This is a genomic window from Streptomyces sp. NPDC020192, assembly GCF_044388685.1.
Classification (GTDB): Bacteria; Actinomycetota; Actinomycetes; order Streptomycetales; family Streptomycetaceae; genus Streptomyces.
In genome coordinates, this window is sequence record NZ_JBIRXG010000037.1 from 24,916 (window position 1) to 50,627 (window position 25,712).

The 25,712-nt window shown below is 70.3% G+C and carries 21 protein-coding genes, 5 tRNA genes and 2 pseudogenes; 12 read left to right on the forward strand and 16 right to left on the reverse strand.

Going from position 1 to position 25,712, the window contains the following annotated elements; all coding sequences use genetic code 11:
- Positions 1 to 26 precede the first annotated feature (26 nt).
- A complete protein-coding gene (gene purM, locus ACH47Z_RS40720; RefSeq protein ID WP_399083571.1) occupies positions 27 to 1,094 on the forward strand; it encodes a phosphoribosylformylglycinamidine cyclo-ligase in 1,068 nt (355 codons plus the stop codon).
- A 79-nt stretch (positions 1,095 to 1,173) separates the two neighbouring features.
- Here purM and ACH47Z_RS40725 read toward each other — a convergent pair whose 3' ends face one another.
- A complete protein-coding gene (locus ACH47Z_RS40725; protein ID WP_399083574.1) occupies positions 1,174 to 1,431 on the reverse strand; it encodes a DUF3073 domain-containing protein in 258 nt (85 codons plus the stop codon).
- A gap of 291 nt (positions 1,432 to 1,722) precedes the next feature.
- Positions 1,723 to 2,829, reverse strand: a complete 1,107-nt coding sequence (locus tag ACH47Z_RS40730) for a Leu/Phe/Val dehydrogenase (protein WP_399083578.1) — start codon at positions 2,827 to 2,829, stop codon at positions 1,723 to 1,725.
- A gap of 211 nt (positions 2,830 to 3,040) precedes the next feature.
- On the opposite strand from ACH47Z_RS40730, the gene ACH47Z_RS40735 reads away from it, so the two are divergent.
- A complete protein-coding gene (locus ACH47Z_RS40735; RefSeq protein WP_399083581.1) occupies positions 3,041 to 3,883 on the forward strand; it encodes a hypothetical protein in 843 nt (280 codons plus the stop codon).
- A gap of 530 nt (positions 3,884 to 4,413) precedes the next feature.
- Positions 4,414 to 4,620 (forward strand): developmental transcriptional regulator BldC, encoded by a 207-nt coding sequence (gene bldC / locus ACH47Z_RS40740; RefSeq protein ID WP_003949541.1) that lies wholly within the window; start codon positions 4,414 to 4,416, stop codon positions 4,618 to 4,620.
- 520 nt (positions 4,621 to 5,140) lie between these two features.
- On the opposite strand, the gene ACH47Z_RS40745 is transcribed toward bldC, so the two are convergent.
- The 12 genes from ACH47Z_RS40745 to ACH47Z_RS40800 all read right to left on the reverse strand — a co-directional run bounded on the left by ACH47Z_RS40745 (position 5,141) and on the right by ACH47Z_RS40800 (position 14,489).
- Complete coding sequence (locus ACH47Z_RS40745; RefSeq protein ID WP_399083584.1) at positions 5,141 to 5,350, reverse strand: DUF6274 family protein; 210 nt, start codon at positions 5,348 to 5,350, stop codon at positions 5,141 to 5,143.
- Positions 5,351 to 6,118: 768 nt separating this feature from the next.
- A tRNA-Asp gene (locus ACH47Z_RS40750) sits at positions 6,119 to 6,193 on the reverse strand.
- A 97-nt stretch (positions 6,194 to 6,290) separates the two neighbouring features.
- Positions 6,291 to 10,235, reverse strand: a complete 3,945-nt coding sequence (gene hrpA / locus ACH47Z_RS40755; protein ID WP_399083587.1) for an ATP-dependent RNA helicase HrpA — start codon at positions 10,233 to 10,235, stop codon at positions 6,291 to 6,293.
- Between the two features lie 133 nt (positions 10,236 to 10,368).
- Positions 10,369 to 11,313, reverse strand: a complete 945-nt coding sequence (locus ACH47Z_RS40760; RefSeq protein ID WP_399083590.1) for a hypothetical protein — start codon at positions 11,311 to 11,313, stop codon at positions 10,369 to 10,371.
- A gap of 74 nt (positions 11,314 to 11,387) precedes the next feature.
- Positions 11,388 to 11,711 carry a hypothetical protein gene (locus ACH47Z_RS40765; protein ID WP_399083593.1) on the reverse strand — a complete coding sequence of 108 codons (324 nt, stop codon included), beginning with the start codon at positions 11,709 to 11,711 and terminating at the stop codon, positions 11,388 to 11,390.
- Positions 11,708 to 11,905 (reverse strand): DivIVA domain-containing protein, encoded by a 198-nt coding sequence (locus ACH47Z_RS40770; protein WP_399083596.1) that lies wholly within the window; start codon positions 11,903 to 11,905, stop codon positions 11,708 to 11,710. The genes ACH47Z_RS40765 and ACH47Z_RS40770 overlap by 4 nt, the downstream gene beginning before the upstream one ends.
- A 52-nt stretch (positions 11,906 to 11,957) precedes the next feature.
- Positions 11,958 to 12,031 (reverse strand) — tRNA-Phe (locus tag ACH47Z_RS40775).
- A 24-nt stretch (positions 12,032 to 12,055) separates the two neighbouring features.
- Positions 12,056 to 12,130 (reverse strand) — tRNA-Asp (locus ACH47Z_RS40780).
- A 38-nt stretch (positions 12,131 to 12,168) separates the two neighbouring features.
- Positions 12,169 to 12,241 (reverse strand) — tRNA-Glu (locus tag ACH47Z_RS40785).
- 80 nt (positions 12,242 to 12,321) lie between these two features.
- Complete coding sequence (locus ACH47Z_RS40790; RefSeq protein WP_399083599.1) at positions 12,322 to 13,809, reverse strand: metallophosphoesterase; 1,488 nt, start codon at positions 13,807 to 13,809, stop codon at positions 12,322 to 12,324.
- A 162-nt stretch (positions 13,810 to 13,971) separates the two neighbouring features.
- On the reverse strand, positions 13,972 to 14,106 hold the full coding sequence (locus ACH47Z_RS40795; protein ID WP_399083602.1) for a hypothetical protein: 135 nt from the start codon (positions 14,104 to 14,106) through the stop codon (positions 13,972 to 13,974).
- A 32-nt stretch (positions 14,107 to 14,138) separates the two neighbouring features.
- Positions 14,139 to 14,489 carry a metallopeptidase family protein gene (locus ACH47Z_RS40800; RefSeq protein WP_399083605.1) on the reverse strand — a complete coding sequence of 117 codons (351 nt, stop codon included), beginning with the start codon at positions 14,487 to 14,489 and terminating at the stop codon, positions 14,139 to 14,141.
- A gap of 167 nt (positions 14,490 to 14,656) precedes the next feature.
- Here ACH47Z_RS40800 and ACH47Z_RS40805 point away from each other — a divergent pair, with 167 nt between their 5' ends.
- From ACH47Z_RS40805 to ACH47Z_RS40835, 7 genes are all read left to right on the forward strand, one after another.
- Positions 14,657 to 15,187 (forward strand): hypothetical protein, encoded by a 531-nt coding sequence (locus ACH47Z_RS40805; RefSeq protein WP_399083608.1) that lies wholly within the window; start codon positions 14,657 to 14,659, stop codon positions 15,185 to 15,187.
- A 228-nt stretch (positions 15,188 to 15,415) separates the two neighbouring features.
- Positions 15,416 to 17,611: a DEAD/DEAH box helicase gene (locus tag ACH47Z_RS40810; RefSeq protein ID WP_399083610.1), complete on the forward strand. Its 2,196-nt coding sequence runs from the start codon at positions 15,416 to 15,418 to the stop codon at positions 17,609 to 17,611.
- A 119-nt stretch (positions 17,612 to 17,730) separates the two neighbouring features.
- Entirely contained in the window at positions 17,731 to 19,254 is a 1,524-nt protein-coding gene (locus ACH47Z_RS40815; protein WP_399083613.1) for an amino acid permease, read from the forward strand.
- Positions 19,255 to 19,341: 87 nt separating this feature from the next.
- A tRNA-Lys gene (locus ACH47Z_RS40820) sits at positions 19,342 to 19,414 on the forward strand.
- A 480-nt stretch (positions 19,415 to 19,894) separates the two neighbouring features.
- Positions 19,895 to 20,851, forward strand: a complete 957-nt coding sequence (locus ACH47Z_RS40825) for an STAS domain-containing protein (RefSeq protein WP_399083616.1) — start codon at positions 19,895 to 19,897, stop codon at positions 20,849 to 20,851.
- Between the two features lie 134 nt (positions 20,852 to 20,985).
- Positions 20,986 to 21,456 (forward strand): DUF5994 family protein, encoded by a 471-nt coding sequence (locus ACH47Z_RS40830; RefSeq protein WP_399083619.1) that lies wholly within the window; start codon positions 20,986 to 20,988, stop codon positions 21,454 to 21,456.
- Between the two features lie 77 nt (positions 21,457 to 21,533).
- Positions 21,534 to 22,727: a PP2C family protein-serine/threonine phosphatase gene (locus ACH47Z_RS40835; protein WP_399083622.1), complete on the forward strand. Its 1,194-nt coding sequence runs from the start codon at positions 21,534 to 21,536 to the stop codon at positions 22,725 to 22,727.
- Between the two features lie 37 nt (positions 22,728 to 22,764).
- Here ACH47Z_RS40835 and ACH47Z_RS40840 read toward each other — a convergent pair whose 3' ends face one another.
- The gene (locus tag ACH47Z_RS40840) at positions 22,765 to 23,247 is read right to left on the reverse strand and encodes a DUF5994 family protein (RefSeq protein ID WP_399083625.1); all 483 of its coding nucleotides are present in this window, start codon (positions 23,245 to 23,247) and stop codon (positions 22,765 to 22,767) included.
- Positions 23,248 to 23,487: 240 nt separating this feature from the next.
- Between ACH47Z_RS40840 and ACH47Z_RS40845 the strand changes: the two genes are divergently transcribed.
- Positions 23,488 to 23,772: a hypothetical protein gene (locus tag ACH47Z_RS40845; protein ID WP_399083627.1), complete on the forward strand. Its 285-nt coding sequence runs from the start codon at positions 23,488 to 23,490 to the stop codon at positions 23,770 to 23,772.
- A 41-nt stretch (positions 23,773 to 23,813) separates the two neighbouring features.
- Here the strand turns inward: ACH47Z_RS40845 and xerC are convergent.
- Positions 23,814 to 24,767 (reverse strand): annotated as a pseudogene (gene xerC, locus ACH47Z_RS40850) (tyrosine recombinase XerC); the annotation flags it as partial.
- On the opposite strand from xerC, the pseudogene ACH47Z_RS40855 reads away from it, so the two are divergent.
- Positions 24,760 to 25,695: pseudogene (locus ACH47Z_RS40855) on the forward strand (tetratricopeptide repeat protein); the annotation flags it as partial. The pseudogenes xerC and ACH47Z_RS40855 sit on opposite strands and share 8 nt — an antisense overlap.
- Between the last annotated feature and the right edge of the window lie 17 nt (positions 25,696 to 25,712).

Here is a 25,712-nt window from a genome sequence, read left to right on the forward strand (position 1 = left end):
AGTACGACACGAAAGCTCTCACAGCCATGTCTGAGACAACTGGTGCCAGCTACGCAGCGGCGGGCGTCGACATCGAGGCGGGCGACCGCGCGGTCGAGCTGATGAAGGAGTGGGTGAAGAAGACCCAGCGCCCCGAGGTCCTCGGCGGCCTCGGCGGCTTCGCCGGCCTCTTCGACGCCTCCGCCCTCAAGCGCTACGAGCGCCCGCTGCTCGCCTCCGCCACGGACGGCGTCGGCACGAAGGTCGACATCGCGCGCCGCATGGGCGTCTACGACACCATCGGCCACGACCTGGTCGCCATGGTCATGGACGACATCGTGGTGTGTGGTGCCGAGCCGCTGTTCATGACGGACTACATCTGCGTCGGCAAGGTGCACCCCGAGCGTGTCGCGGCCATCGTGAAGGGCATCGCGGAGGGCTGTGTGCTCGCCGGGTGCGCCCTGGTGGGCGGCGAGACGGCTGAACACCCGGGTCTGCTGGGCGCGGACGACTTCGACGTCGCCGGCGCCGGTACGGGCGTCGTGGAGGCCGACCGGCTGCTCGGCGCCGATCGCATCCGTAAGGGCGACGCGGTGATCGCCATGGCGTCCTCCGGGCTTCACTCGAACGGGTACTCCCTGGTCCGCCACGTCCTGCTGGACCGCGCCGGCCTGGCCCTGGAGGCGGAGATCGCCGAGCTCGGCCGCAGCCTCGGCGAGGAGCTGCTGGAGCCCACCAAGATCTACTCGCTGGACTGCCTGGCGCTGACCCGCACCGCCGAGGTGCACGCGTTCAGCCACATCACCGGCGGCGGTCTCGCGGCCAACCTGGCCCGCGTGATCCCGGACGGGCTCCACGCGCGCGTGGACCGCTCCACCTGGACCCCGGGCGCGATCTTCGACCTGGTCGGCAGGACCGGGAACGTGGAGCGCCTGGAGCTGGAGAAGACCCTCAACATGGGCGTCGGCATGATGGCGATCGTGCCCGCCGAGTCCACTGAAGTGGCCCTCGCGACCCTGGCCGACCGCGGGGTCGACGCCTGGGTGGCCGGCGAGATCACGGACCGGGGTACGAAGGAGACCGGCGCCGAGCTGGTCGGGACGTATTCACACTAAAAGCGTCGCCGTCTGATCCTGCGGACAACACAGAAGCCGGTCGGTGGCTGTGCCACCGACCGGACTGGTCACTGCAAGGTCAAGCGCCGCGACGGTGCTGATGGTGAGGATCGTTGTCGTCCTCTTCCTCGTCGTCGTCCTCATAGAGGTCGGCGTAACGGGAGTAGAGATCGTCCTCGTCGTTCTCATCGTCCTCGAACGGCCCGCCGTTCGGCGGCTGGCTCGAAGACGATGCGCCCAGTTCACTGGCCAGACGTGACAGGTCAGTCCCACCGCTGTTGTACTTCAGCTGGCGGGCGACCTTTGTCTGCTTGGCCTTGGCCCGGCCGCGCCCCATGGCTCGACCCCCTCGGTGACAGGGGCTCGATGGCCCCAGAGTCTGACACGCGTTCATGATCCGGAACGGACCCTCCGCGGAGAGGCCGGTCCGTAGGGCTTCCACGGTACCTGAGCCCGCGCCCATACGGTACGTCGCCCGCACCACGCGCGTGTGCACAGGACCTTCGAGGCGCCCTGTCCTCGCTGGTCAATGGCGATTTTAACCACTTCTCGGGGAACGACCCGCCGGTGGAAGTGAGAGTTCTCTCTAAGTTCCCGCCGACGGGCACCGCTCATGTGTGCGACCGGGTCAGAGCGCGGCGTGGCTGCCGCGCGCCTCGGCCATCCGCTGCTCGGCGATCCGGTCGGCCGCGGCGGCCGGCGGAATCCCGTCTTCCTTCGCACGTGCGAATATGGCCAGCGTGGTGTCGAAGATCTTCGCCGCCTTCGCCTTGCACCGGTCGAAGTCGAACCCGTGCAGCTCGTCGGCGACCTGGATGACCCCGCCGGCGTTCACCACGTAGTCCGGCGCGTAGAGGATCCCGCGGTCGGCGAGGTCCTTCTCCACACCCGGGTGCGCGAGCTGGTTGTTGGCCGCGCCGCACACCACCTTGGCGGTGAGCACCGGGACGGAACCGTCGTTCAGGGCGCCGCCGAGCGCGCAGGGGGCGTAGATGTCGAGGCCCTCGACCCGGATCAGCGCCTCGGTGTCGGCGACGGCCGTCACGCCCGCCGGGTACTGCTCGAGGATCCGCTGGACGGCGTCGGTGCGCACGTCCGTGACGACGACCTCGGCGCCCTCCTCGCGCAGGTGCTTCACCAGGTGGTGGCCCACCTTGCCGACACCGGCGATGCCGACCTTGCGGCCGCGCAGCGAGGGGTCGCCCCACAGGTGCTGGGCGGAGGCGCGCATGCCCTGGTAGACGCCGAAGGCGGTGAGCACGGAGGAGTCGCCGGCGCCGCCGTTCTCGGGGGAGCGGCCGGTGGTCCAGCGGCACTCGCGGGCCACGACGTCCATGTCGGCGACGTACGTGCCGACGTCGCAGGCGGTGACGTAGCGCCCGCCGAGCGAGGCGACCATACGGCCGTAGGCGAGGAGCAGCTCCTCGGTCTTGTCGCGCTCCGGGTCGCCGATGATCACGGCCTTGCCGCCGCCGTGGTCGAGCCCGGCCATGGCGTTCTTGTACGACATCCCGCGCGCGAGGTTGAGGGCGTCGGCGACGGCCGCGGCCTCGGTGGCGTACGGGTAGAAGCGCGTGCCGCCGAGGGCCGGGCCCAGGGCGGTGGAGTGGATGGCGATCACGGCCTTGAGGCCGCTGGCGCGGTCCTGGCAGAGCACGACCTGCTCATGGCCGCCCTGGTCCGAGTGGAACAGGGTGTGCAGGACATCAGCAGACGCGCCGGTTACGTCGGTCACTGTGGTGACTCCTGTGCAAGTAGCGGCGAGTGGGGTGGACCCCGTACGGGTGGCGGGGTGCCGTGCCCTGAGCGTAGAGCCTCGGTACAACCACCGTCCGTGCAGTGTTCAGGATCACTCTCGCGGGCCGCTCGCGCACGCATGTCCGTGGGACGATTTGCAGTGGTTTTGCAGCGGTTTTCGAGCCGGGCCCGGTGGGGAGGGAGCAGGCGTGCCGAAGGTGTCCTCCGTGGTCGTCCCCTATGCCGCGTACCTGCGCGTGTACGAGCCGCTGGGCGCCTTCCCGGAGCCGGAGCGCAGCCACTGGGCGCGCTACGCCCGTCGCCCCGAGCGCCCCTCCTACCAGGACGAACTGCGCCGCTCCCTCGCCGACTTGCTGCCCACCCCGCCGGTCGCGGTGCCGGTGCACGAGAGCGGCGACGCCTTCGTGCTGGAGGTCGACGGCGTGGTCTGCGTGTGTCCCTGGCGGACCCGGCTGCGCGGCTGGCAGGCGCTCGACGAGCTGGTGGAGGAGCTGCCCGCGCCGGTGCTGGACGCGGCACTGCCGCCGGTCGTACGCCACCAGGCCGCCCAGGACTACGAGCGCTGGCTCGCCCGCAATCCCGACGCCCGCCCGTGGATCCGCACGGCGACCTGGCAGGTGCCGCTGAACTGGTTCGTGCTGGTCTCCGACGAGGAGCGGCGCTACGAGAAGGGCACCGCCGAGGTGTCCCCGCTGCTGCGCTACCGCACGCCGATGGTGCAGGCCCGGCGCCGGGTGGCGCGGGCGCTGCGCACGCTGAGGGACACCGTCGAGGAGGGCCCGCTGATCGACGGTCTGGTGGACGTCGGCCGCTGGCTGGAGGAGTTCCATCCGCGCTCGCTGGTGGAGTTGGACTACGGCGGCCTCGTGCACGTCCTGCCGGCCGGCGAACTGGAGGGCGACCACTCGGCGGCGGACGTGGCCGACGGCATCGAGGCGCTGCGCCGGGGCGACGGGGCGGCGGCCGGGGAGGCGTACGGGCGCCTGGTGGAACGCTGGCGGGCGGTACGGGACCGGCGCTCGGCCAACTGATTCCGTAAGCGGAGTGACGTACGTCACGGCTCGAACGGCCTCGAACGACGTACGGTCTACGACACTTGCCCAGGTGAAGGGCGTTGGTCCCGATCTGGACTTTTGCCTCAAGGGTGATGGACAGCACTTACACGGCCCTTGCGTCCCTTGCCGCTCCTCGTGCCAAAATAGGACAAGGAGTCCGGGGAGGGCTCCTTCCGCCCAACTATGCTCCGTTCTGGGCGGGATCTCAGCATTGCACGCTTTGGGGGGTCTGGTGACTCCTGATCGTCCTGTGACTGATCGTCACAGTGGCGTGACTGTCCGCTATGGCATGGTCCATCGGCTTCCGTCGCTGATGAACACCTGGGAGGGCAATTCCATCGGTTTGGCCGACGCGGCTGGACAGATGGTGTAGTTGTAGTGCCGAGGACAAGCCGTTCGTCCTATAACCGACTCGACTCGCGTCCGCCATTTCGGGCAACGCGGGTCAAGGTGCAGAATTTAGAGGAAAGAACCGAGAAGGTTCGGTTCTCCCGAGGAGGCCGCTCATGACCGCTCGCACCCCTGATGCCGAGCCGCTGCTGACCCCGGCTGAGGTCGCCACCATGTTCCGTGTCGACCCCAAGACGGTCACGCGGTGGGCGAAGGCCGGCAAGCTCACTTCGATCCGCACGCTCGGCGGGCACCGCCGCTACCGCGAGGCCGAGGTCCGCGCTCTGCTCGCGGGCATCCCGCAGCAGCGCAGCGAGGCCTGAACAACTGAATAACCGGGCAAAACCGACTGGTCCCCCAACTGGCCGAGGTGCCCGGAACCCCTAGCTCCAAGCGACGCGGGACCTGCCCCAACAGGGCCCACGCCCAGGCCGAACAGACAGACCGTTGTCGGGTGTTGTCGGCAGCGACAGAGGGTGCGTCGTAGATCGCGCTGGACTCCGCCGGGTCCAGCGCGATCTTTTTATGCGCTGGTCGGGGTGGACCGACCCCGCGACCGACCCCGTGGTCGGCCCTGTGGGCGGCCTTGTCGGACTCTGTGCCGGAGTCCGTGTCGGAGTCTGGGGAGGGCTGTCGGAACGGCTGCCGGCGACCTCGGAGACTGGTGCAATTGCACATATTAAATTGACCAGTTGTAGGTGGGGGGTAAGTTCCGCACTTTCAAAAACTCATGCGGTGACTCCCGTCACATGCCCGGGCGGTTGTTGTCCACGGCATGTGTGCGCTAGAGGAGTGCAACGCTCCAGCGTCCCCCGCGTAGTGCGGAGTTGGGCCCGGTGTCGCTCACGCGGACCGAGGACTCTCGTCCTCGACACCGTCGCGCCCCTCGACGTCCCCCTCACCACCCTCCCGCCCCCGCGCCCCGCCGTCCATCGCCAGCCGCAGAAGGTGATGACAGACGGGACAGTGGCGGGTGAGGTGCCGGTACGACGAGGCGGCCGCCAGATGCGCCCTCAACAGCGCCCGCGTCTCATGCCTGGCCGATGCCCCCATACCCCACCTCCAGAGGGCCCGGCGAAAGCAGACCCTGCCTTCTGCGTACCGACCGAATGTGACGCCGTCAAGGGAGGCCGAGGGGTGGGGTGGTCGGTGGGGCGAGGGGGCGAGGGTGTGAGGGACGGGAGGGGGCGGCGTCGAGAGGAGAGGGGCCGAGGGGGTGCGAGGGCGGGATCGAGGGGGAGGGGAGCCGGGGGAGCGCGAGGGGGGCGGGCCCAGCGAGGAGGGGCTCGGCTTCACCGCCGGCGCTTCACCGCCGGCGGGGGAGGGATGCTGAGAGGGCCACGGGGGACGGACGTTCGCGGGGACCGCCGAAAGCCTCACCGGCCGCGCCGGATACGTGCCCGGTGGGACTCCCTGTGCCTGATCGCGGGCGCGGTCACCGGATTGCCGGGGTGGCGAGCGATTGCTGGCGTGGTGCGAGCGCCTGCATGCCTGATCGCGGCTCCACCGCGGGCGCGGTCTCGGCTTGCTGGGGAGGGCAAGCGGTCGGTGGTGTGGTGGCCGGAGGTTGGACCTGCTCGCGGTGTCGGGCGCGGAGCCGTTGGCGGGGACGCGACCTCCGCCACGAGGAAAGCCGAAGGGCCTGCTTCCGGTGCTGGGGTGCGGGCCGTGCTGTTCTGCGGTCCTGACGGGATTTGCTGTGTTTGATTGCGGCTTCGCCGCGGGCGCGGTCTCCGCCTCGACACGGTGGCGAGCGGTTCTCGGTGTGGGGGAAACGCGAAGGGCCCGCTTCCGTTGCCGGATGCGGGCCCTTCTTTGCTGCGGTCCTGACGGGATTTGAACCCGCGGCCTCCACCTTGACAGGGTGGCGAGCACTCCAAACTGCTCCACAGGACCAGGTTTCGCGGCGCTTGGCTTGGTGCGTTGCGCTGCGAGATGAGACTGTACAGGAGGTGGGGCCGCCTGGTCGAACTCACCCCCTGTACGCGCGTGATTACGGCACTGCCGCGTCGATCGCCTTCACGATCCGCTTGTCGGAGACGGGGTACGCGGTGCCCAGCGCGTGGGCGAAGTAGCTGACTCTCAGCTCCTCGAGCATCCAGCGGATGTCCAGGACCGCCTGGGGGATCGGGCGGCCCTGGGGGAGCTGTTCCAGGAGCCAGGCGTACTCGTCCTGCATCTCGTGGACCTTCTCCATGCGCGTGGTGTCCCGCTGGACGCCCGTCGGCATCTGCTGCAGGCGCCGGTCCACGGCCACCAGGTAGCGCATCAGATCGGGCAGGCGGCGTATGCCGGCCCAGGTCACGAAGCCGGGCTTCACAAGGGCGTCCAGCTGCTTGCGGACGTCTGTCAGGTTCGCGAGGAGCGCCGGGCTGCTCGTGGCCTTCAGACGGCGTTCAGCGGCCTGCCAGGCCGCGAGGACCTGCTGTACCTGGGCGACCGTACGGACCGTCGTGTCCACGATCTCCGCACGGACCTTGTCGAACAGCTTCCGGTACGACTCCTCGTCCCACACCGGCCCGCCGAAGTCCGCGATCAGCTTGTCCGCCGCGGCCATCGCGCAGTCGTCGAAGAGGGCCTGGATGGAGCCGTGCGGGTTCGCGGACAGGGCGAGCTTCTGGGCGTTCGTCAGCTTCTCGGACGCGAACTTCGCCGGGTTCACCGGGATGTTGCGCAGGATCAGCCGCCGGGTGCCCTTCCACATGGCCTCCGCCTGTTCCGCCTCCGTGTCGAAAAGGCGGACGGACACCGTGTCGCCGTCGTCCACGAGCGCCGGGTACGCCTTCACCGGCTGGCCGGCCCGCCGGGTCTCGAAGACGCGGGTGAGGGACCCGATCGTCCAGTCGGTCAGACCCTTGCGCTCCAGCGACTCCCCGCCCTCGCGGGACGCGGTCGCGGCCGCCGCCTGGGAGAGGGCCTGGCGGGCCTTCGGCTTCAGGCGCAGCTTCAGCGCCTCCAGGTCCTTGTCCTCGGCCAGCGTCCGCCGCCGTTCGTCCACGATCCGGAACGTGATCTTCAGGTGGTCGGGGACCTTCGTCCAGTCGAAGTCCTCCGCCTCGAACGGCACCCCGACCGTCCGCTTCAGCTCCCGGGCCATCGTCACCGTCAGCGGCTCCTGCAGGGGCACCGCCTTCGCCAGGAACGCCTTGGCGTAGTTCGGCGCGGGCACGTAGTGACGGCGGACCGGCTTCGGGAGGGAACGGATCAGCTCCGTCACGACCTCCTCGCGCAGGCCAGGGATCTGCCAGTCGAAGCCCTCGTCCGTGACCTGGTTGAGCACCTGGAGCGGGATGTGGACGGTCACACCGTCCGCGTCCGCCCCCGGCTCGAACTGGTACGTCACCCGGAACTTCAGCTGCCCCTGCCGCCAGCTGTCGGGATAGTCGGCCTTGGTGACCGCCTCCGCCGACTCCCGGATGAGCATCTCCCGCTCGAAGTCCAGGAAGTCCGGCTGCTCGTGCCGCTTGTGCTTCCACCAGGAGTCGAAGTGGGCGCCCGACACCACGTGGTCGGGGACCCGCTGGTCGTAGAAGTCGAAGAGCGTGTCGTCGTCGACCACGATGTCCCGGCGCCGCGCCCGGTGCTCCAACTCCTCGACCTCGCTGAGGAGTCTGCGGTTGTCGGCGAAGAACTTGTGGTGCGTGCGCCAGTCGCCCTCCACGAGCGCGTTGCGGATGAACAGCTCGCGACTCGTCTCCGGGTCGACCCGGCCGTAGTTCACCTTCCGCTGGGCGACGATCGGGACGCCGTACAGCGTGACCTTCTCGTACGCCATCACGGCCGCCTGGTCCTTCTCCCAGTGCGGTTCGCTGTACGTCCGTTTCAGCAGGTGCCCGGCGATCGGCTCGACCCACTCCGGCTCGATCTTGGCGTTGACCCGCGCCCAGAGCCGGCTCGTCTCCACCAGCTCGGCCGACATCACGAACTTCGGCTGCTTCCGGAACAGCGACGAGCCCGGGAAGATCGCGAACTTGGCGTTGCGGGCGCCCAGGTACTCGTTCTTGTTGCCGTCCTTCACGTCCTTCATCCCGATGTGGGAGAGGAGGCCGGCGAGGAGGGAGACGTGGACACGGTCGCCGGGGGCGTCCTCCTCGGCGAGGTGGATGCCCATCTGCTTGGCCACCGTACGCAGCTGGCTGTAGATGTCCTGCCATTCGCGGATGCGCAGGAAGTTCAGGTACTCCTGCTTGCACATCCGGCGGAAGGACGACGACCCCCGCTCCCTCTGCTGCTCACGGACGTACCGCCACAGGTTCAGATAGGCCAGGAAGTCGCTGGTCTCGTCCTTGAAGCGGGCGTGCTGCTGGTCGGCCTGGGTCTGCTTCTCGGCCGGGCGCTCGCGCGGGTCCTGGATGGACAGCGCGGCGGCGATGACCATGACCTCGCGGACACAGCCGTTCTTGTCGGCCTCCAGCACCATGCGGGCCAGCCGTGGGTCGACGGGCAGCTGGGCCAGCTTGCGGCCGGTGTCGGTGAGCCGCTTGCGCGGGTCCTTCTGGGCCGGGTCCAGCGCGCCCAGCTCCTGGAGCAGCTGCACGCCGTCGCGGATGTTGCGGTGGTCCGGCGGGTCGATGAAGGGGAACTTCTCGATGTCGCCGAGGCCGGCCGCGGTCATCTGGAGGATGACGGAGGCCAGGTTGGTCCGCAGGATCTCGGCGTCCGTGAACTCCGGGCGGGCGACGAAGTCGTCCTCGGAGTACAGCCGGATGCAGATGCCGTCGGACGTACGGCCGCAGCGGCCCTTGCGCTGGTTGGCGCTGGCCTGCGAGACCGGCTCGATGGGCAGCCGCTGGACCTTGGTGCGGTGGCTGTAGCGGCTGATCCGGGCGAAGCCGGGGTCGATGACGTACTTGATGCCGGGGACCGTGAGGGAGGTCTCGGCGACGTTGGTCGCGAGTACGATCCTGCGCCCGGTGTGCGGCTGGAACACCCGGTGCTGCTCGGCGTGCGAGAGGCGCGCGTACAGCGGCAGGATCTCGGTGAATCTGTACTTCTTCTTCTCCAGCGCGTCCGCCGTGTCGCGGATCTCCCGCTCACCGGAGAGAAAGACCAGGATGTCGCCCCGGCCCTCGGCCTGGAGTTCCTCGACCGCGTCGCAGATCGCGGTGATCTGGTCCCGGTCGGCGTCGTCGCTCTCCTCCTCCAGGAGGGGCCGGTAACGCACCTCGACCGGGTACGTCCGCCCGCTGACCTCGATGATCGGGGCGTTCCCGAAGTGCCGGGAGAAGCGCTCGGGATCGATGGTGGCGGAGGTGACGACGACCTTCAGATCCGGCCGCTTCGGCAGCAGCTGCGCCAGATACCCGAGCAGGAAGTCGATGTTGAGGGACCGCTCGTGGGCCTCGTCGATGATGATCGTGTCGTAGGCGCGCAGCTCGCGGTCGGTCTGGATCTCGGCGAGCAGGATGCCGTCCGTCATCAGCTTGATGAAGGTGGCGTCCGGGTTCACCTGGTCGGTGAAGCGCACCTTCCAGCCGACGGCCTCACCGAGGGGCGTCCTCAGCTCCTCCGCGACCCGCTCGGCGACGGTCCGGGCTGCGATACGGCGGGGCTGGGTGTGCCCGATCATGCCGCGCACCCCCCGGCCCAGCTCCATACAGATCTTCGGGATCTGCGTGGTCTTGCCGGACCCGGTCTCACCGGCGACGATGACGACCTGGTGATCGCGGATGGCTTCGGCGATCACGTCCTTCTTCTGGCTGACGGGCAGCTGCTCGGGGTACGAGACGGCGGGCACGCGGACGCGCCGCTCGGCCATGCGGGCCTCGGCCTTGCCGACCTCCGCCTCGATCTCGGCGAGGACGGCGGCGCGGGCCTCCGGCTTACGGATCTTGCGCGCGCCCTCGAGCCGCCGCCCGAGCCGGTGCGCGTCACGCAGCGACAGCTCGGTCAGACGGGGGGCGAGGGTGCCGAGGGCGGGGGCGGGATGCGTAGACATACGCGGTCCAGGATCTCACCTCGGGGAAATGAGTGGCGAACGCTTTTGCGCGCGCGGCTCGTGGGTGCCCGCCGCGGGGGCGGCCGCCCTCCTGCCTGGCGGCCGCCCCCGCGGTTCCGGGTGGTGCGGGTCGTTACTCGGCGTGCCAGTCGGTGAGCAGCACCGGGCGGTCGGTGAGCTGCCGGAGACCGCTGCCGTCCGCCGCGTTCATCACGTAGGTGGCGTTGCCGCCGGTGAGGTCGTCATGGCCCTCGAAGGCGATCTTCGTGCCGTCGGGGGAGTAGACGGGGTTCTGGAGGGAGGACAGCGGGCCCGTCCAGCCGCTGTTCAGGTCGGTGACGGCGCCGTCGGCCACGTCGACGGAGTGCACGCCGTACTGGGTCGTGTAGGCGAGCCGGGTGCCGTCCGGGGACCAGTCGGCGGGGGTGGCCCACACGTCGTGGCTCGTGGTGATCTGGCGCACCTCCAGGGAGGTGGTGTCCATGACGTAGACGTCGGTGCCGTACTGCCAGGTGCCGTCCGGGGCCTGGTACTCGGTGGTCTTCAGGAAGGCGAGGGAGCGGCCGTCGGGCGAGAAGGTGCCGCGCATCCCGACGGTGAGCGTCTGCTCGCCGGTGCCGTCGGTGTTCACCCACTCCAGGCCGCGCGGGCTGTCGAAGACGATCCGCTGCCCGTCGGGCGACCAGTGCGGGTGAGCGACGTACGGGGCGTTGTTCGTCTCGGGCTGGATGCCCGCGACCAGGACATGCGGGTTGCTGCCGTCGGCTCCGGCGACCACCAGGTCCTGGGCGTAGTCGCAGCCGCCCTCTGGCTGCGGGATGCAGGTGCTCTCGGGGTGGATGTACGCCACCTGGGAGCCGTCGGGAGACAGGACGCCGTCCGTGGCGCCCTGGGCGAAGACGGCGGTGACGGATCCGCTGACGGGGTTGAGGGCGACCATGTCCGCAGTGCCCGTGGTGTAGTCGGTGGCGGTGAGCAGACCCGGCCCGCGGCTGCCGTCCGCCATGGCGGTGCCGGCCAGCGGCACTGCGGTCGCGATCGCCAGCGTGACGGTCAACACCCCGTATCTGAAACGCACGTGAGCTCCTCACTGGAAACCGGGGACCGGCGTTCCCGGCCCCCGGTGCAGGAGCGCGTGAGGGGCGCGAAACGTCACGCTCCGGGGCGCGGATCCGTCCCTCCCGAGGGGGCCGCGGAACCGGCGGCACGGCGTGCGCTGTCGCTCAGCGCGAACGACTTCGCGGTGTTGGAGATGGCCTTGATCCCCAGGTAAGCGGTGGTCATGCTGCTCACGGCGGTGAACGCGGCGGTCAGGACGCCGACGATCACCGACTTGTCCCCGTCCAGCCGCCACACGCCGATGATCGCGACCACGACGATCGCGAGATTGCTGGCGACGACCGCGAGCAGCCCGTACCGCGCCCGGGTCTTCTCCAGCTGGGTGTCCGTTATCGCCGCGGCCTGGTCCTGGCTCATCTCCCCGTCCCCCCGTTCAGCAGCTGCGCGACCCGTGCGTCTACCTGCGCGCGGTCGTACCCGCGCCGGACGATGTCGAAGACGGGCGGCGCCTCCGGTGCCGTACCCGTGGCCAGCCGGGCCAGATAGGCGTCCACCTGCGCCCGGTCGTACCCCCGCCGGGCGATCTCGAACCCCTGGAAGTCGTCCGCCACGCATGCCCCCCTACGACGAAGGCCCCGTTCGTTGAACGGGGCCTTCTGACTGTGGCTGGGGCCGGGGTCGAACCGGCGACCTATCGCTTTTCAGGCGATCGCTCGTACCAACTGAGCTACCCAGCCACGGTGTTTCACGTGAAACACCAGCGGTCCTGACGGGATTTGAACCCGCGGCCTCCACCTTGACAGGGTGGCGAGCACTCCAAACTGCTCCACAGGACCAAGCTTGTGCGTGCAACAGTGTCGCACACGATCTTGCGTGCCCCCAACGGGATTCGAACCCGTGCTACCGCCTTGAAAGGGCGGCGTCCTAGGCCGCTAGACGATGAGGGCTATCGGCCCGCCTGGGCGCTTATCAGCGCGTCGGGGACGTGAGAAGCATATGGGATGCCGAGGGGTATCGCCAAAACGGTTTACGGCGAGGGGGCGGAAGCCGGTGCGGAGGCGGAACCGGTGGGGGTGGCGCCGGGCTTGATCGGGGTGGCCAGATGGCGGCTGACCTCGGCCGTTGTCTCGCCCAGCCCGCCCAGCTCGATCGCGTCCCAGGCCTGAAGGCGGCGACTGTCCCGGTCGAAGTAGAGGATCGAGGCCTCGATCGGGGCGGGGTACTTGCCCTCCACCGCCCGCAGCCCGCTCCCGCCCGTGGAGCCCTCCATGCGCAGCCGGGTGCCGTAGGGCAGCGTCTCGTCCCCCTCGTGGTGCAGATGGCCGCAGAGCACCAGCGGCACCTCGCCGTCCGTCTCGCGGGCGGCGGCCGGTTCATGGGCGACGGCGACGTCGACCGGGGTGTGCCGGGCCTTCTGGTCGCGCAGGGCGCTGGCCAGCCGGTCGCCGGCCAGCTGCTCGGCCGCGTTGCCACCCGGCACCGCCGAGCGGTCGGGGGTGAACTGCGGATCGCCCATGCCCGCGAAACGCAGGCCCGCGACCGTCTGTGCACGGCCGTCGTCCAGGACGTGCACGTTCCTCATCCGCTCCAGATAGCGCTGGGTGATCATCGAGTCGTGGTTGCCGCGCACCCACACATACGGCACGCCCAGGTCCCGGATCGGGTCCAGGAAGCCGTTCTCGGCCGCTATGCCGTGGTCCATGGTGTCGCCGGAGTCGACGATCACGTTCACCTTGTACTGCTCCACCAGCGAGGCGATGATCTTCCAGCTCACCGGGTTGAGATGGATGTCGGAGACGTGCAGGACCCGGATGGTGGAGGGGTCCGGCTGGTAGGCGGGGAGTGTGGAGGTGACGTCGTAGAGCTTCGCCACGTTCGTCACCAGGCGGGCCAGTTCCTTCTGGTAGACGTCGAACTCGGTGACGATGCTGCGCGCGTTGCCGACCACGGACGGTGCCGAGGACAGCAGCCCCGAGTACCTCGGCTCCAGCACCGACTTCGGGTTCCAGGTGGCGTACGCCGACGCGCCCGAGGCGGCGAGCAGCGCCAGGGCCAGCCCGCCGGCCGCGAGGGCCCGGCGCGGGCGGCGGTAGACGGCGAGACCGAGGGCGGTGGCGCCCACGGCGACGGCGACACAGGAGCGCACGGCCAGGTCCAGCGTGCCGTGCTCGACGTCCCTGGCGACCTCCTCCTGCAGGCCGGAGAGCCGCTCGGGGTGGTCGACCAGGGCCTGGGAACGCACCGGGTCGAGCTGGTCGACGTTGACGTCCAGGCGGACCGGGGCCACATGGCTGTCCAGCGTGAGCGCGCCCAGCGGAGAGATGTTGATCTTCGTGCCGCCGGTGAGGGAGGGGCGCAGCGCCATCGTCGTGTTCATCGGGCCGACCGGGGTCCGTACGTTCCCGACGATCAGTAGACCCAGCCAGGCGCCGACGAGCACGACGACCGCGAGCCCGAGAGCGCTCAGCCAGGGGCGTCCGGCCACTGCGGGAGAGGCGAGTGCGCGAGGGGCCATTGGTCCCGTATGCCCATGTCCGGGCACGGATATGCGACCCCGCACGAGCCTTGCCGTCCACCAGGGGCCGACGCGGGCTCACCAGCCCATGTCTCGGGCGACCGCCTCCTGGGCGGCGTCGATCTCCTCCTGGGTCACCTCGGTCACGCCAGGGGAGGCGCGCTATTCGAAGGAGCTGAGGAGGTCCGCCAGAGCCTGCTTCTGCGCCGGGTGAGTGATCGGCACGTCGTTCAGATCCACGCTCATGAGCCAGTCGAAGAGAACCACGGCATCGGCCCGCCACAGTTTCACCGACACGGTCTCCAGGCCGAACTCGCGGCTGCTCAGCGTCAGCCCCAGCCCAGTTCGTGGAGCCGTACGTCCTCGATGCCGAAGTGGTGCGCCACCTCGTGGACGACGGTCACGGCGACTTCGTGGACCACGTCCTCCGGCGTCGCGCAGGAGCGCACGGTCGGGCCCATGTAGATCGTGATGCGGTCGGGGAGGACTCCGGCGTACCACTCGCCGCGTTCCGTGAGGGGGGTCCCCTCGTACAGGCCCAGTAGCTCCGGGTCGTCGGCGGGCGGCTCGTCCTCCACGAAGACAGCCACGTTGTCCATGACCCGCGTCAGTTCCGGCGGGATCTGGTCCAGGGCCTCACTCACCAGTTCTTCGAACCGGTCGCGTGTCATCTCCAGCACAGGGCCATTGTCGGGGACGATCGCGCGGAGCGGGGGATGTGCGGAGCCCCGCCGTCCCCGTGCGCCCGGCTACGGCCGGGGGCCGATGCGTGTGGGGCGCGTGTCCTCTTGCGGGCGGGGGGAGTTGGGGAGGTTGACTCTCTTCCTTGTCCCCGGAGGTGGCCGCCGTGCGCCCCTTGTACGTACCCGTCCGGCTCGCCGTCACCATGCTGGCCGTCGCCACGGCCGCCGCCGGCTGTGTGAACGTGGGTGACGACGCCGGCCGGGCCCGGCCCTCGCACTCGGCGGGCCGGCACGGCGGCGCGGCGCCCGACGGCGGCCCGGTGGCCGGTGTCGGCGGCCAGGAGCGCGGCGCCCGGGCGGGCGACGGCAAGCACGGCAACGGTGGCAAGACGAAGCCCGGGGAGTCGCCCAGCGCGTCGGCCACCCCGTCCGGCGCGGCCAGCGCGTCCCCGACCCCCGCGCAGCCCGGCAAGCCCGGCAGGCCGGGGAGTACCGCGGGACCCGGCGACCCGGCGCCGACCCAGGCCCCGCCGACCCCGCCGGCCACCTCCCAGCCGCCCGCGCCCCCGGCCTCCACCCCGCCGCCGCCCCCCTCCGAGTCCCCGACGCCCGAGCCGTCCTCCTCGGCGCACGAGGGGACGGGGCCGCAACTGGTCCAGCGCGAGCCGGCGCCCGAGGCGGGCGCACCGGCGTGAGCCCCGCATATGGCGTGTGACCTGCGGGTACGAGGCTCGGTTTGCGTTCAGGGGTGGTGGGTGCGTATGGTGGCAGATCGTTTGATCCCATTTGCCCGGCGCCACTGCAGAGCGCGCCGTGTGGCGCGTACTCTCCTTTGCCGTGGCGGACCGCATTGAGGCGGTCGTGAGCGAATCACGGAGTTGACGGGCGCGTGCCGAAGAGACTCCGGAAGGTTTCGCATTCGCATGTCCGTGTCCAGTACTGATCAGATCGTCATGCCCGAGAACGACAACGAACTCGTGGACGTGGCGACCGAGGTCACCGAGGCCGTCGAGGCCGCTGACACCACCCCCCAGATCACCTTCGCCGACCTCGGCCTGCCCGAGGGAATCGTGCGCAAGCTCGCACAGAACGGCGTGACCACCCCCTTCCCGATCCAGGCCGCGACCATCCCGGACGCCCTGGCCGGCAAGGACATCCTCGGCCGTGGCCGCACCGGCTCCGGCAAGACCCTCTCCTTCGGTCTGCCGACCCTGGCCACGCTGGCCGGCGGCCGCACCCAGAAGCACAAGCCCCGCGCGGTCATCCTCACCCCGACCCGCGAGCTGGCCATGCAGGTCGCCGACGCCCTCCAGCCGTACGGCGACGTCCTCGGCCTGAAGATGAAGGTCGTCTGCGGCGGCACGTCCATGGGCAACCAGATCTACGCCCTGGAGCGTGGCGTCGACATCCTCGTCGCCACCCCGGGCCGGCTGCGCGACATCATCAACCGCGGCGCCTGCTCCCTGGAGGACGTGCAGATCGCCGTCCTGGACGAGGCCGACCAGATGTCCGACCTGGGCTTCCTGCCCGAGGTCACCGAGCTGCTCGACCAGGTCCCGGCCGGCGGCCAGCGCATGCTCTTCTCCGCCACGATGGAGAACGAGATCCAGACCCTCGTCGACCGCTACCTGAACAGCCCCGTCTCGCACGAGGTGGACGCGGCCCAGGGCGCGGTGACGACCATGTCCCACCACATCCTCATCGTGAAGCCCAAGGACAAGGCGCCGGTCACCGCCGCGATCGCCTCCCGCAAGGGCCGCACGATCATCTTCGTCCGCACCCAGCTGGGCGCCGACCGCGTCGCCGAGCAGCTGCGCGAGGCGGGCGCGAAGGCCGACGCGCTGCACGGCGGCATGACCCAGGGCGCGCGCACCCGCACCCTGGCCGACTTCAAGGACGGCTACGTCAACGTCCTGGTCGCCACCGACGTCGCCGCCCGCGGTATCCACGTCGACGGCATCGACCTGGTCCTGAACGTGGACCCGGCCGGCGACCACAAGGACTACCTGCACCGCGCCGGCCGTACCGCGCGAGCGGGCCGTACCGGCACGGTCGTGTCGCTCTCCCTCCCGCACCAGCGGCGCCAGATCTTCCGCCTGATGGAGGACGCCGGCGTCGACGCCGCGCGCCACATCATCCAGGGCGCCGGCGCCTTCGACCCGGAGGTCGCCGAGATCACCGGCGCCCGCTCCATGACCGAGGTCCAGGCCGAGTCCGCGAACAACTCCGCCCAGCAGGCCGAGCGCGAGGTCGCCCAGCTCACCAAGCAGCTGGAGCGTGCCCAGCGCCGCGCGGCCGAGCTGCGCGAGGAGTCGGACCGGCTGGTCGCCCGGGTCGCCCGCGAGCGCGGCGAGGACCCGGAGGCCGCGGTGGCCGAGGCCCAGGCGACGGCGGCGGAGGAACTGGCGGTCGCCGAGGCGGCCGTTGCCACCGCCGAGCAGCAGACCGAGCGCGAGGAGCGCCCGGCGGCGTCGGCGCCGTACGAGCGCCGGGAGCGGCGGAACTTCGACCGCGACCGTGAGGACCGTGGCGGCCGCGGCTTCGAGCGCCGCGAGGACCGCCGTCCGTTCGACCGGGACCGGGACCGCGACCGGGGCGGTGACCGTGGTGGCCGTACCTTCGAGCGCCGTGACGACCGCCGTGACGACCGTGGTGGCCGTGGCTTCGAGCGCCGTGACGACCGTCGCCCCTTCGACCGGGACCGCGACCGGGGCAACGACCGTCCGTTCAACCGCGACCGGCGTGACGACCGTGGTGGCCGTGGCTTCGAGCGCCGCGACGACCGCCGCGACGACCGCCGCCCCTTCGACCGCGACCGCGACCGTGACCGGGGCTTCGACCGTGACCGCCGCGACGACCGTGGTGGCCGTACCTTCGAGCGCCGTGACGACCGTGGTGGGTTCGAGCGCCGTGACGACCGTGGCGGCTTCCGCCGGGACGAGCGCGGTGGGCACGGTCACCGGGGCAGCGACCGCCCCTTCAACCGCGACCGCCGCGACGACCGCCCGGGCTTCCGCTCCGGCGGCCACGACCGCCCCTTCGGCCGTCGTGACGACCACCGCGGCACCGGCTCCTTCGGCCGCCGCGAGGACAAGCCGCGCTGGAAGCGCAACGGCTGACCCCGCGTGACCGCTGACGCGGAGTGACCCGAAAAGGGCCCGTACGACACCGTCGTACGGGCCCTTTTTAGCCAAAGCGTGACGCATGTCACGACCCCAGTGAGGGAATTGCTGGGGGCATGACAGATGAAGCGAGAGCGAGCGGAGAACACGGCGCGCACGGCCCGTCGGACGAGGAACGGCTGGCCCAGCTCGGCTACACCCAGGTCCTCGCCCGCCGGATGTCGGCGTTCTCGAACTACGCCGTCTCCTTCACGATCATCTCGGTACTGTCGGGCTGTCTGACCCTGTACCTCTTCGGCATGACCACCGGCGGCCCGGCGGTGATCACCTGGGGCTGGGTCGCGGTCGGCCTGATGACGCTGTTCGTCGGCCTGTCGATGGCCGAGATCTGCTCGGCGTACCCGACCTCGGCGGGCCTGTACTTCTGGGCCCACCGCCTCGCACCACCGCGCTCGGCGGCGGCCTGGGCGTGGTTCACGGGCTGGTTCAACGTGCTCGGCCAGGTCGCGGTGACGGCGGGTGTCGACTTCGGCGCGGCCTCCTTCCTGGGCGCGTACCTGGACCTGCAGTTCGGCTTCACGGTGACCCCGGGCCGCACGGTGCTGTTGTTCGCGGCGATCCTCGTGCTCCACGGCCTGCTGAACACCTTCGGTGTGCGGATCGTCGCGTTCCTGAACGACGTGAGCGTGTGGTGGCACGTGCTCGGCGTCGCGGTGATCGTCGGCGCGCTCGCCTTCGTCCCCGACCACCACCAGTCGGCGACGTTCGTGTTCACGAAGTTCGTGAACGAGACGGGCTGGGGCAGCGGCCCGTACGTCGTCCTGCTGGGCCTCCTGATGGCCCAGTACACCTTCACGGGTTACGACGCCTCGGCCCACATGACGGAGGAGACCCACGACGCGGCGACGGCCGGCCCGAAGGGCATCGTCCGCTCGATCTGGACCTCGTGGATCGCGGGCTTCGTCCTGCTGCTGGGCTTCACGTTCGCGATCCAGTCGTACGACAAGGAACTGACGTCCCCGACGGGCGCGCCCCCCGCCCAGATCCTCCTGGACGCACTGGGAGCGACAACGGGCAAGCTGCTGCTCCTGGTGGTGATCGGCGCCCAGCTCTTCTGCGGGATGGCCTCGGTGACCGCCAACAGCCGCATGATCTACGCCTTCTCGCGCGACGGAGCCCTGCCCTTCTCCCGCGTCTGGCACACGGTCAGCCCACGCACCCGCACCCCCGTGGCGGCGGTCTGGCTGGCCGCACTCGCGGCCTTGGCCCTGGGCCTGCCCTACCTGATCAACACGACGGCGTACGCGGCGGTGACGTCCATCGCGGTGATCGGCCTGTACATCGCGTACGTCATCCCGACCTTCCTCCGCGTCCGCAAGGGCGCCGCCTTCGAGTCGGGGCCGTGGCACCTGGGCCGCTGGTCAGGCCCGATCGGGGTCGTGTCGGTGCTGTGGGTACTGGCGATCACGATCCTCTTCATGCTCCCGCAGGTCTCCCCGGTCACCTGGAAGACCTTCAACTACGCCCCCGTCGCCGTCCTGGTCGTCCTCGGCTTCGCCGCGACCTGGTGGCTCGCCTCGGCCCGCCACTGGTTCCTCACCGCGGACCGGACCGCCACTCCGAACCTGATCAAAAAGTGACACACCTCCCCGTGACGCGGCCGGTCCGTCGATACCCGATCGGAGACCCGGCCGCGTCCGGCTATGCTCGGACAGGCAACATCGCCTGGGCCCTTAGCTCAATTGGCAGAGCAGTGGACTTTTAATCCATTGGTTGTGGGTTCGAGTCCCACAGGGCCTACGGCTGGTAGGTGGGGGATATGGCCCCTGACCTGCTATGCAGCGCCTGAGTCGGCTTCGGTCGGCTCGGGCGCTGCTTCGTTTTCAGGCCCGTGCGTGAGCGATGCGTGAGCGGATGTGCCCGTGGCCTGCGGAACGTGCTTGGGCCCGGCGGCGGTGGATACCCCGTAGGTATGGGGTCAAGCAGAGTGCCCCACGAGTGGGCCGTCTGCCGCGGATGTCTCCATGGACCCGTTCGGCAGGCGGTGTGCTCGGCTCGGATGAGTCTGTCCGGCGCCAGATTTCCGGTTGCCGGCGACGTACGGTGAAAGTACCGAGGGCGTCACGCACTCCGACTCTCCTGTCGGGTCGTCCTCGGCGAGAGACGAAAACCCGGGCCGCCCGAGCGGACGGTGCGGAGACGGGTCGGCATCATGGCCACCGCGATCACAGCAACTCCGCGACCCTCCCTGGTTATCGCGTTTCCCTGCCGAGGGGCGGCGTGACGGTCGTGCAGCGGCTGGACATCCACCGGCGTGACCGGGGAGAGCGGGCCCTCGTCACGCTCGTCGGCGCGATCGGACCCGCCACGGCTCCCCTGTTGCGGGCCGCGCTGGAGCAGTGCCTGCGCGACGGCGTGACCGGCATCGACGTCGATCTCGCCACCGTCGGCTTCTGTGACTCCCAGGGCCTGGACGTCTTCCTGACGGCGTCGCAACACGCGGACCGGGCGCATGCTTTCGTGCGGCTGCACCATCCGTGCGCCCAGATCACCCGACTTCTCGCCGTCACCGGCTCCGCCTCCCTGCTCAGTGAGGTGCCGGGTGCGTCTCCGTCGGCCGACGAGCAGCAGGGCGGCGGCGGCCTGGTCGGTGCACCTGTAGTGAAGGACGGGATCCGTCTCCGCCGCCTGACCCGCTGGCAGGCGGAGGACCTGAGCGAGGACATCGCCGACCTGGCCGTGGAACCCGTCGCGGGCTTGTCAGCGAGCACGGACCGGGAGCGGGGCGACTTCTTGGGGCGGCTTGTCATCAGCGCCCGACGGCCCGGCTTTGCGTTGCTGGTCGCCGAAACGACGGTGCTGGTGGGGTGTGCCTTCGGATTCCCGGTGGGTCCCGGTGCCCGCTCGGAGCGGGGGTTGCAGGAGAGCGTCCAGCGGCTCACCGGCTGTGCCCGGTTCCTGCTCCTCACCCAGGTCGTTGCGCATCATCACGCCCAGCGCCGAGACATCGGTCGCCGTCTGCAACAGCGTCTGCTGGCCGACCGGCGCACCGCGCTCGGAGTCGCCCTGATCCGTCCGGCAGACCAGGCCGGCCAGGCCGCCTTCGAGTCCTGGGGCTGGCGAAATTGCGGAGAGATGGTGGGGTTGCCCGGTCTGGGCGCACCCTGCGTGCTGGTCCTCTTCCCGGAGAACGCGCCTGTACCGGCGCCTCCGGCCTTGGGCCCGGGCCGGGCGTAGCCTGGGAGACACCGAGAGCATGTCGGGCGCACGATCTGGCGGCGCCGTTCCCGGCGAGTGACGAACGAGGGCAGCGCCTTCACTGCCCGGGACGGGATCGCACGATGGACTCCCTCACACCGCCCGCCGAAGGTATGCCAACGGATGACGAGCACACGTACCGGATGCCGCTGGCGCGGTTGAGCCTCACCCCGGAGTCCAGCCACGGCCCGCTCGACGGAGCATGGTGGCCGCGCTGTGACGTCCTGGAGCTGGAGTTGCCCGCCCTCGTGGGCTCGTTGGACCCCGGCCACGGTACGGTCACCCGCGTCACGGTGGGGACTGCCGCGTGGCCCGACGCCCCGGGAACGGTGCCGGCGCCCGACCACGTGATCGAGGTCCTCCTGAGCGAGGCCGCCGACGAAGCGCATGCCATCACCCTGGAGTGCGGCACCGTGGGGCGCTGGGAGCTGCTGGTCATCCCGCCCGACGAGCCGACGGGAACGGCCGGTCGGCTGCTGACGGCCGCCGCCGATCCCTGGAACACGCAGTCGGCTCAGCGCATCCTGGCCCGCGTCGAGGACGGCCACGGCCAGGAGAGCGCCAGGCAGCGGAACGGCCCATGATGGACTGATGGGACAGGCAGCTCTTTCGTCGGCCACCGCCGCCGCCCGTGTCCGCGTGGATCACGTTGGGTGAGCGGATGACGGCCGAACCGCGCGCGGACCGCTCCGAGAGCTTCGGGGAAGCGCTCCTGGGGACGGTTCTCGATCGCGCGCATGAGCTTCCGCCCCACCTCGTCGGCCCACTGGTCGCCGACATGATGGAGCGGCTGGGGGGCCGCCGTCCGCAGATCCTGCTGCAGGACTACGGCCAGCTGCTGCTCGTCCCCTTGCCCGGCGAGGGCCTCACGGACGGGGGCCCGCAGGTGATTGACGATTCCGCCGCGGGCCGCTGCTTTCTCGGTGCGCTGCCCGTCGAGCTGCCCGAGGGTGACGGCGTACGCGTCCACCTGCCGCTGCTCGACGGCGGCGACCAGGTGGGCGTCATGGCCGTGACGCTGGACCGGGTCGACGACGACGACCGCCGCATGCTGCGCCGGCTCTCCGCTCTGGTGGCCGACCTGCTGGTGACCAAGCACGGATATTCCGACCTGTTCTTCCGTACCCGACGCCGTGAACCGATGAGCGTGGCCGCCGAGATCCAGTGGGCGCTGCTGCCGCCCCTGGCCATGATCATGCCGCGCGTCGCCCTGGCCGGAGTCCTGGAGCCCGCGTACGACGTGGCGGGGGACAGCTTCGACTACGCGCTCAACGGCGACGTCCTCCACCTGGCCATGATCGACGCGATGGGGCACGGCCTCGGCGCGGCCACGATGGCCACCGTGGCCATCGGCGCGTACCGCTACGCCCGCCGCCTGAGCACCGGCCTGACGGAGATCTACGCCTTCATGGACGACGCCGTGGCGAAGCAGTTCGGCGCCGACCACTTCGTCACCGCGCAGATGATGCGGCTGGACACGACGACGGGCCACCTGCAGTGGGTCAACGCCGGACACCCCGCACCGATACTCGTCCGCGACCACCGTGTCACGCGCCGACTGGTCGGCCCGACGACTCTCCCCGTGGGCCTTGGCGGTGCGGAGCCGGAGGTAAGTGCGCTGGGGTTGGAACGGGGAGACCGCGTCCTGTGCTTCACCGACGGGCTGATCGAGGAGCACGCGGCGGGCGAGGAGCAGTTCGGGGAGGAGCAGTTGATCGATTGGGTGAACGGGCTGGAGAGAACCGGCCGCGGGGTCCGGGCGGTGGCGCGTGCCCTGTCGCACACACTCAAGCGGGCGCGGGGCGGCCAGACCACGGACGATGCGACGCTGCTCCTGGTGGAGTGGCGCGGCTGACCGGACCGCAGGGTCTGTCCCGGTGCGGGGCGACTCATCAGCCCGACGCTGTCTGTCCGCCTCCCGTATCGATGAGGATCTGCTCCGCAGAGCTGACATTGCCGGCCAGGACGGCCTGGGCCATCGCCGCGTGAGCGGCCTCGGGTGTCGCCTCCGGTGGGATGACCAGCAGTGAGAAGTGATCCCTGTCGCCCCGGGTGATCAAGACGGTGTCATCACCCACCGGGAAGGAGTCCACGTGCACCACCCGGTCATCGATGACGATCCGCGTCGGGAGCCCCTCCCAGGCCGTGGCGTCCAGCCCGACCCGGCTCAGGGGGCCGAGGTGCTCCGTGAGCGCGTCCAGCAGTGCCGGCAACTCCGCACCGATGTCATGGGACCTCGGCCACCACGCCCCGTCGAGAACCCCTTCGCGCGATGCCGTCGTCTCCAGCCGGAGCAGTGCGCACCCCGGTCGTACGGTCTGACGGATGCCGCTCGGCAGATGCTGGGGACCTGGGGATACGTCGGAGTCGGTCATGAGGACCACCCGTTCGGGATCCGGCAGCGAACACGGGACGTGCCTCGCCTCTGATGCCTCTGACCACGCTACTCCCCATCACCCTGAGCACCGGCGTCGCCGGGCTCCTGTACAGCGAGGAGAAGCCGCATGAGGAACTGCACAGCGGGGCACCCGGACGGCCTAGGCTGTGAACGAGGCCGCAGGGTCGGCTGCCGGTCGGCATCGGCAGCTTCGGAGACCAGCCTGAGAGCGCCAGCCATGACGACACTCCGTGAACGCAAGACCTACCGCAAGGCAATCCTTCGGCATCTCTACGGAGCCATGGAGCGCAACCGACCTGAGGTGAGCGGGGCGGCACTGCGTGAAGAGCTCCGGCTGCCCGACGACGATCTGTCCGCAGCCTGCGCCTACCTGGCCGACGAGGGCCTGATCACCGTTGAATGGACGTCGCACAAGACGCCCGCCGCTGTCTCACTGTCCCATGACGGCATCCGGTTCATGGAGGAGGAAGAGGAGTGGAGTGGCCCCAGGCAGAGCGAGTGACACGGACTCAACGCCCGGCCGCCGCTTTTCGGGCCGGGACTTCAATCCCCGAGTGACGCGTGCGCGGATGGGCTGGCGGCCTGCGGATCGGACGCTGCAGGGGCGGACGGTTCGGCGGCGGCCGGACGTGACCGAGGGATCAGCTTCGCTGCCTTCTCGGCGATTTCGCGGTCCAGCTCCGGAAGCAGGCTCGTGTACGTGTCCGAGGTCAGCGTGATGGTGGAGTGCCGGAGCGTCTCCTTCACGGTGTGGATGTCACCGCCGCCTCCGTGCGTGAGCGTCGCGGCCACGTGGCGCAGGTCCCGCAGGGTGATGGGCGGCAGGTCGGTCGTGGCGAGGATGCGGCGGAAGGTCTCCGAGACCGTCTCCGGGTGAAGCCAGGAGCCGTCCTCCTTCGTGAAGACCTTGCCCGTGTCCCGCCAGGCATCGCCCCAGTCCGCACGCTCTTTGTCCTGGCCGGCCTTGTGGTCGCGCAGCACGGCGATGTTCATGCTGTCGAGCGCGATCGTGTTCGCGCTGCCGTCCGTCTTCGGCTCGGACTCGTAGAGGTCCCAGCCGTCCACCACGATCTCCTTGGCCGGAGTGATGAGGCCGGCGTCGAGGTCGATCTCGTGCCAGTCCTGGCCGACCGCCTCGCCGCGCCGGAGACCGCGGGTGCCCATCAGGTGGAAGGCCGCGTACAGCCGGTCGCCCTCGGCGGCGTCGAGGAAGGCGCCGAACTGCTGGGGAGTCCAGACCATGACCGGGCCGGGGACCTCGCCCGTCTCGCGCCAGCGCCGGACACGCTCCTCGGTCCAGAGAAGCGGCTTCGGGCGCTTGCCGGACTCCAACTCGACGTGGGAGGCCGGGTTGAAGGTGATGAGCTGCTGGGCGATGGCGGAGTTCAGCGCCGCGCGCAGGGTGCGGCGGATCGCCTGCCGGGTGGCCGGGCCGGTGATCTTCCGGAACGGCTTCATCTCCTCCAGCTTGGCCCGCTCGACCGCGAGCAGGGCCCGCACCGGTAGCTCCCTGGTCGGTACGGAGGACGTGGACGTCGTACGCCAGATCGCCGCAGCTTTCAGTGCCGCCGACGAGCGTCTCGGTGGCGGCCATGGGCTCACCACCGTCACCGCGTATCTCGCCGACACCGCAGCCCCCATGCTCCGAGGGCGGTTCCCGAACGAAGCCTTACGCCGGGCAGCCTTCGGAGCCGTCGCAGAACTCGCCTACCTCGCAGGGTGGAAGCACCACGACCTGGGCCAGGAAGGTGCCGCCCAGCGCTACTACCAGGTCGGCTACCAACTCGCCTGCGAAGCCGACCCGCACGGCCACGCCGCCTGGATGATGCGCGCCCTCGCCCACCAGGCCCTCAGTCTCAAGCAGCCCCACCACTGCGTCGACCTCGTCGAGGGCGCACTGACCCGCGGCCTGGGCCGCGTCGACGGCCAGACCGAGGCGCTGCTCCACATCACCCATGCCCGCGCGTACGCCGCTGTGGGCGAGAAGCCCGCAGCGGCCCGCGCCCTGCTCGCCGCCGAAGACGCCCTCCTACGCGACGACGGCCCACAGCCGAGCTACTCCCGCGTCAGCGGCCCGGCCGCCGGCACCGTGGCCAGCCACACCGCCCGCACCTTGACCGATCTCGCCGACCACGTCGGCACCGAGCAGCAGCACCGCGACGCCCTGGTCCGCTGGGACCCGCAGAAGTGCAGGCGCGTCCATGCCCTCACCTATGCCGACCTCGGCGACAGCCTTGCCGCCCAGGCTCGAGCCGATGAGGCCGTCGCCGCCTGGTCCCAGGCCCTCGCCCTCATGGAGGGAATGACCTCCGACCGCACCCGCAAGGCGATCAGTTCGCTTCGCTCCACTCTCGCCGTCTACCAGCGCCGCAGGGTGCCCGGGGCGGCCGAACTGGCCCGCCGCGCACGCGAAGCGCTGGCCTAAGCTGCCCTCCAACCGGC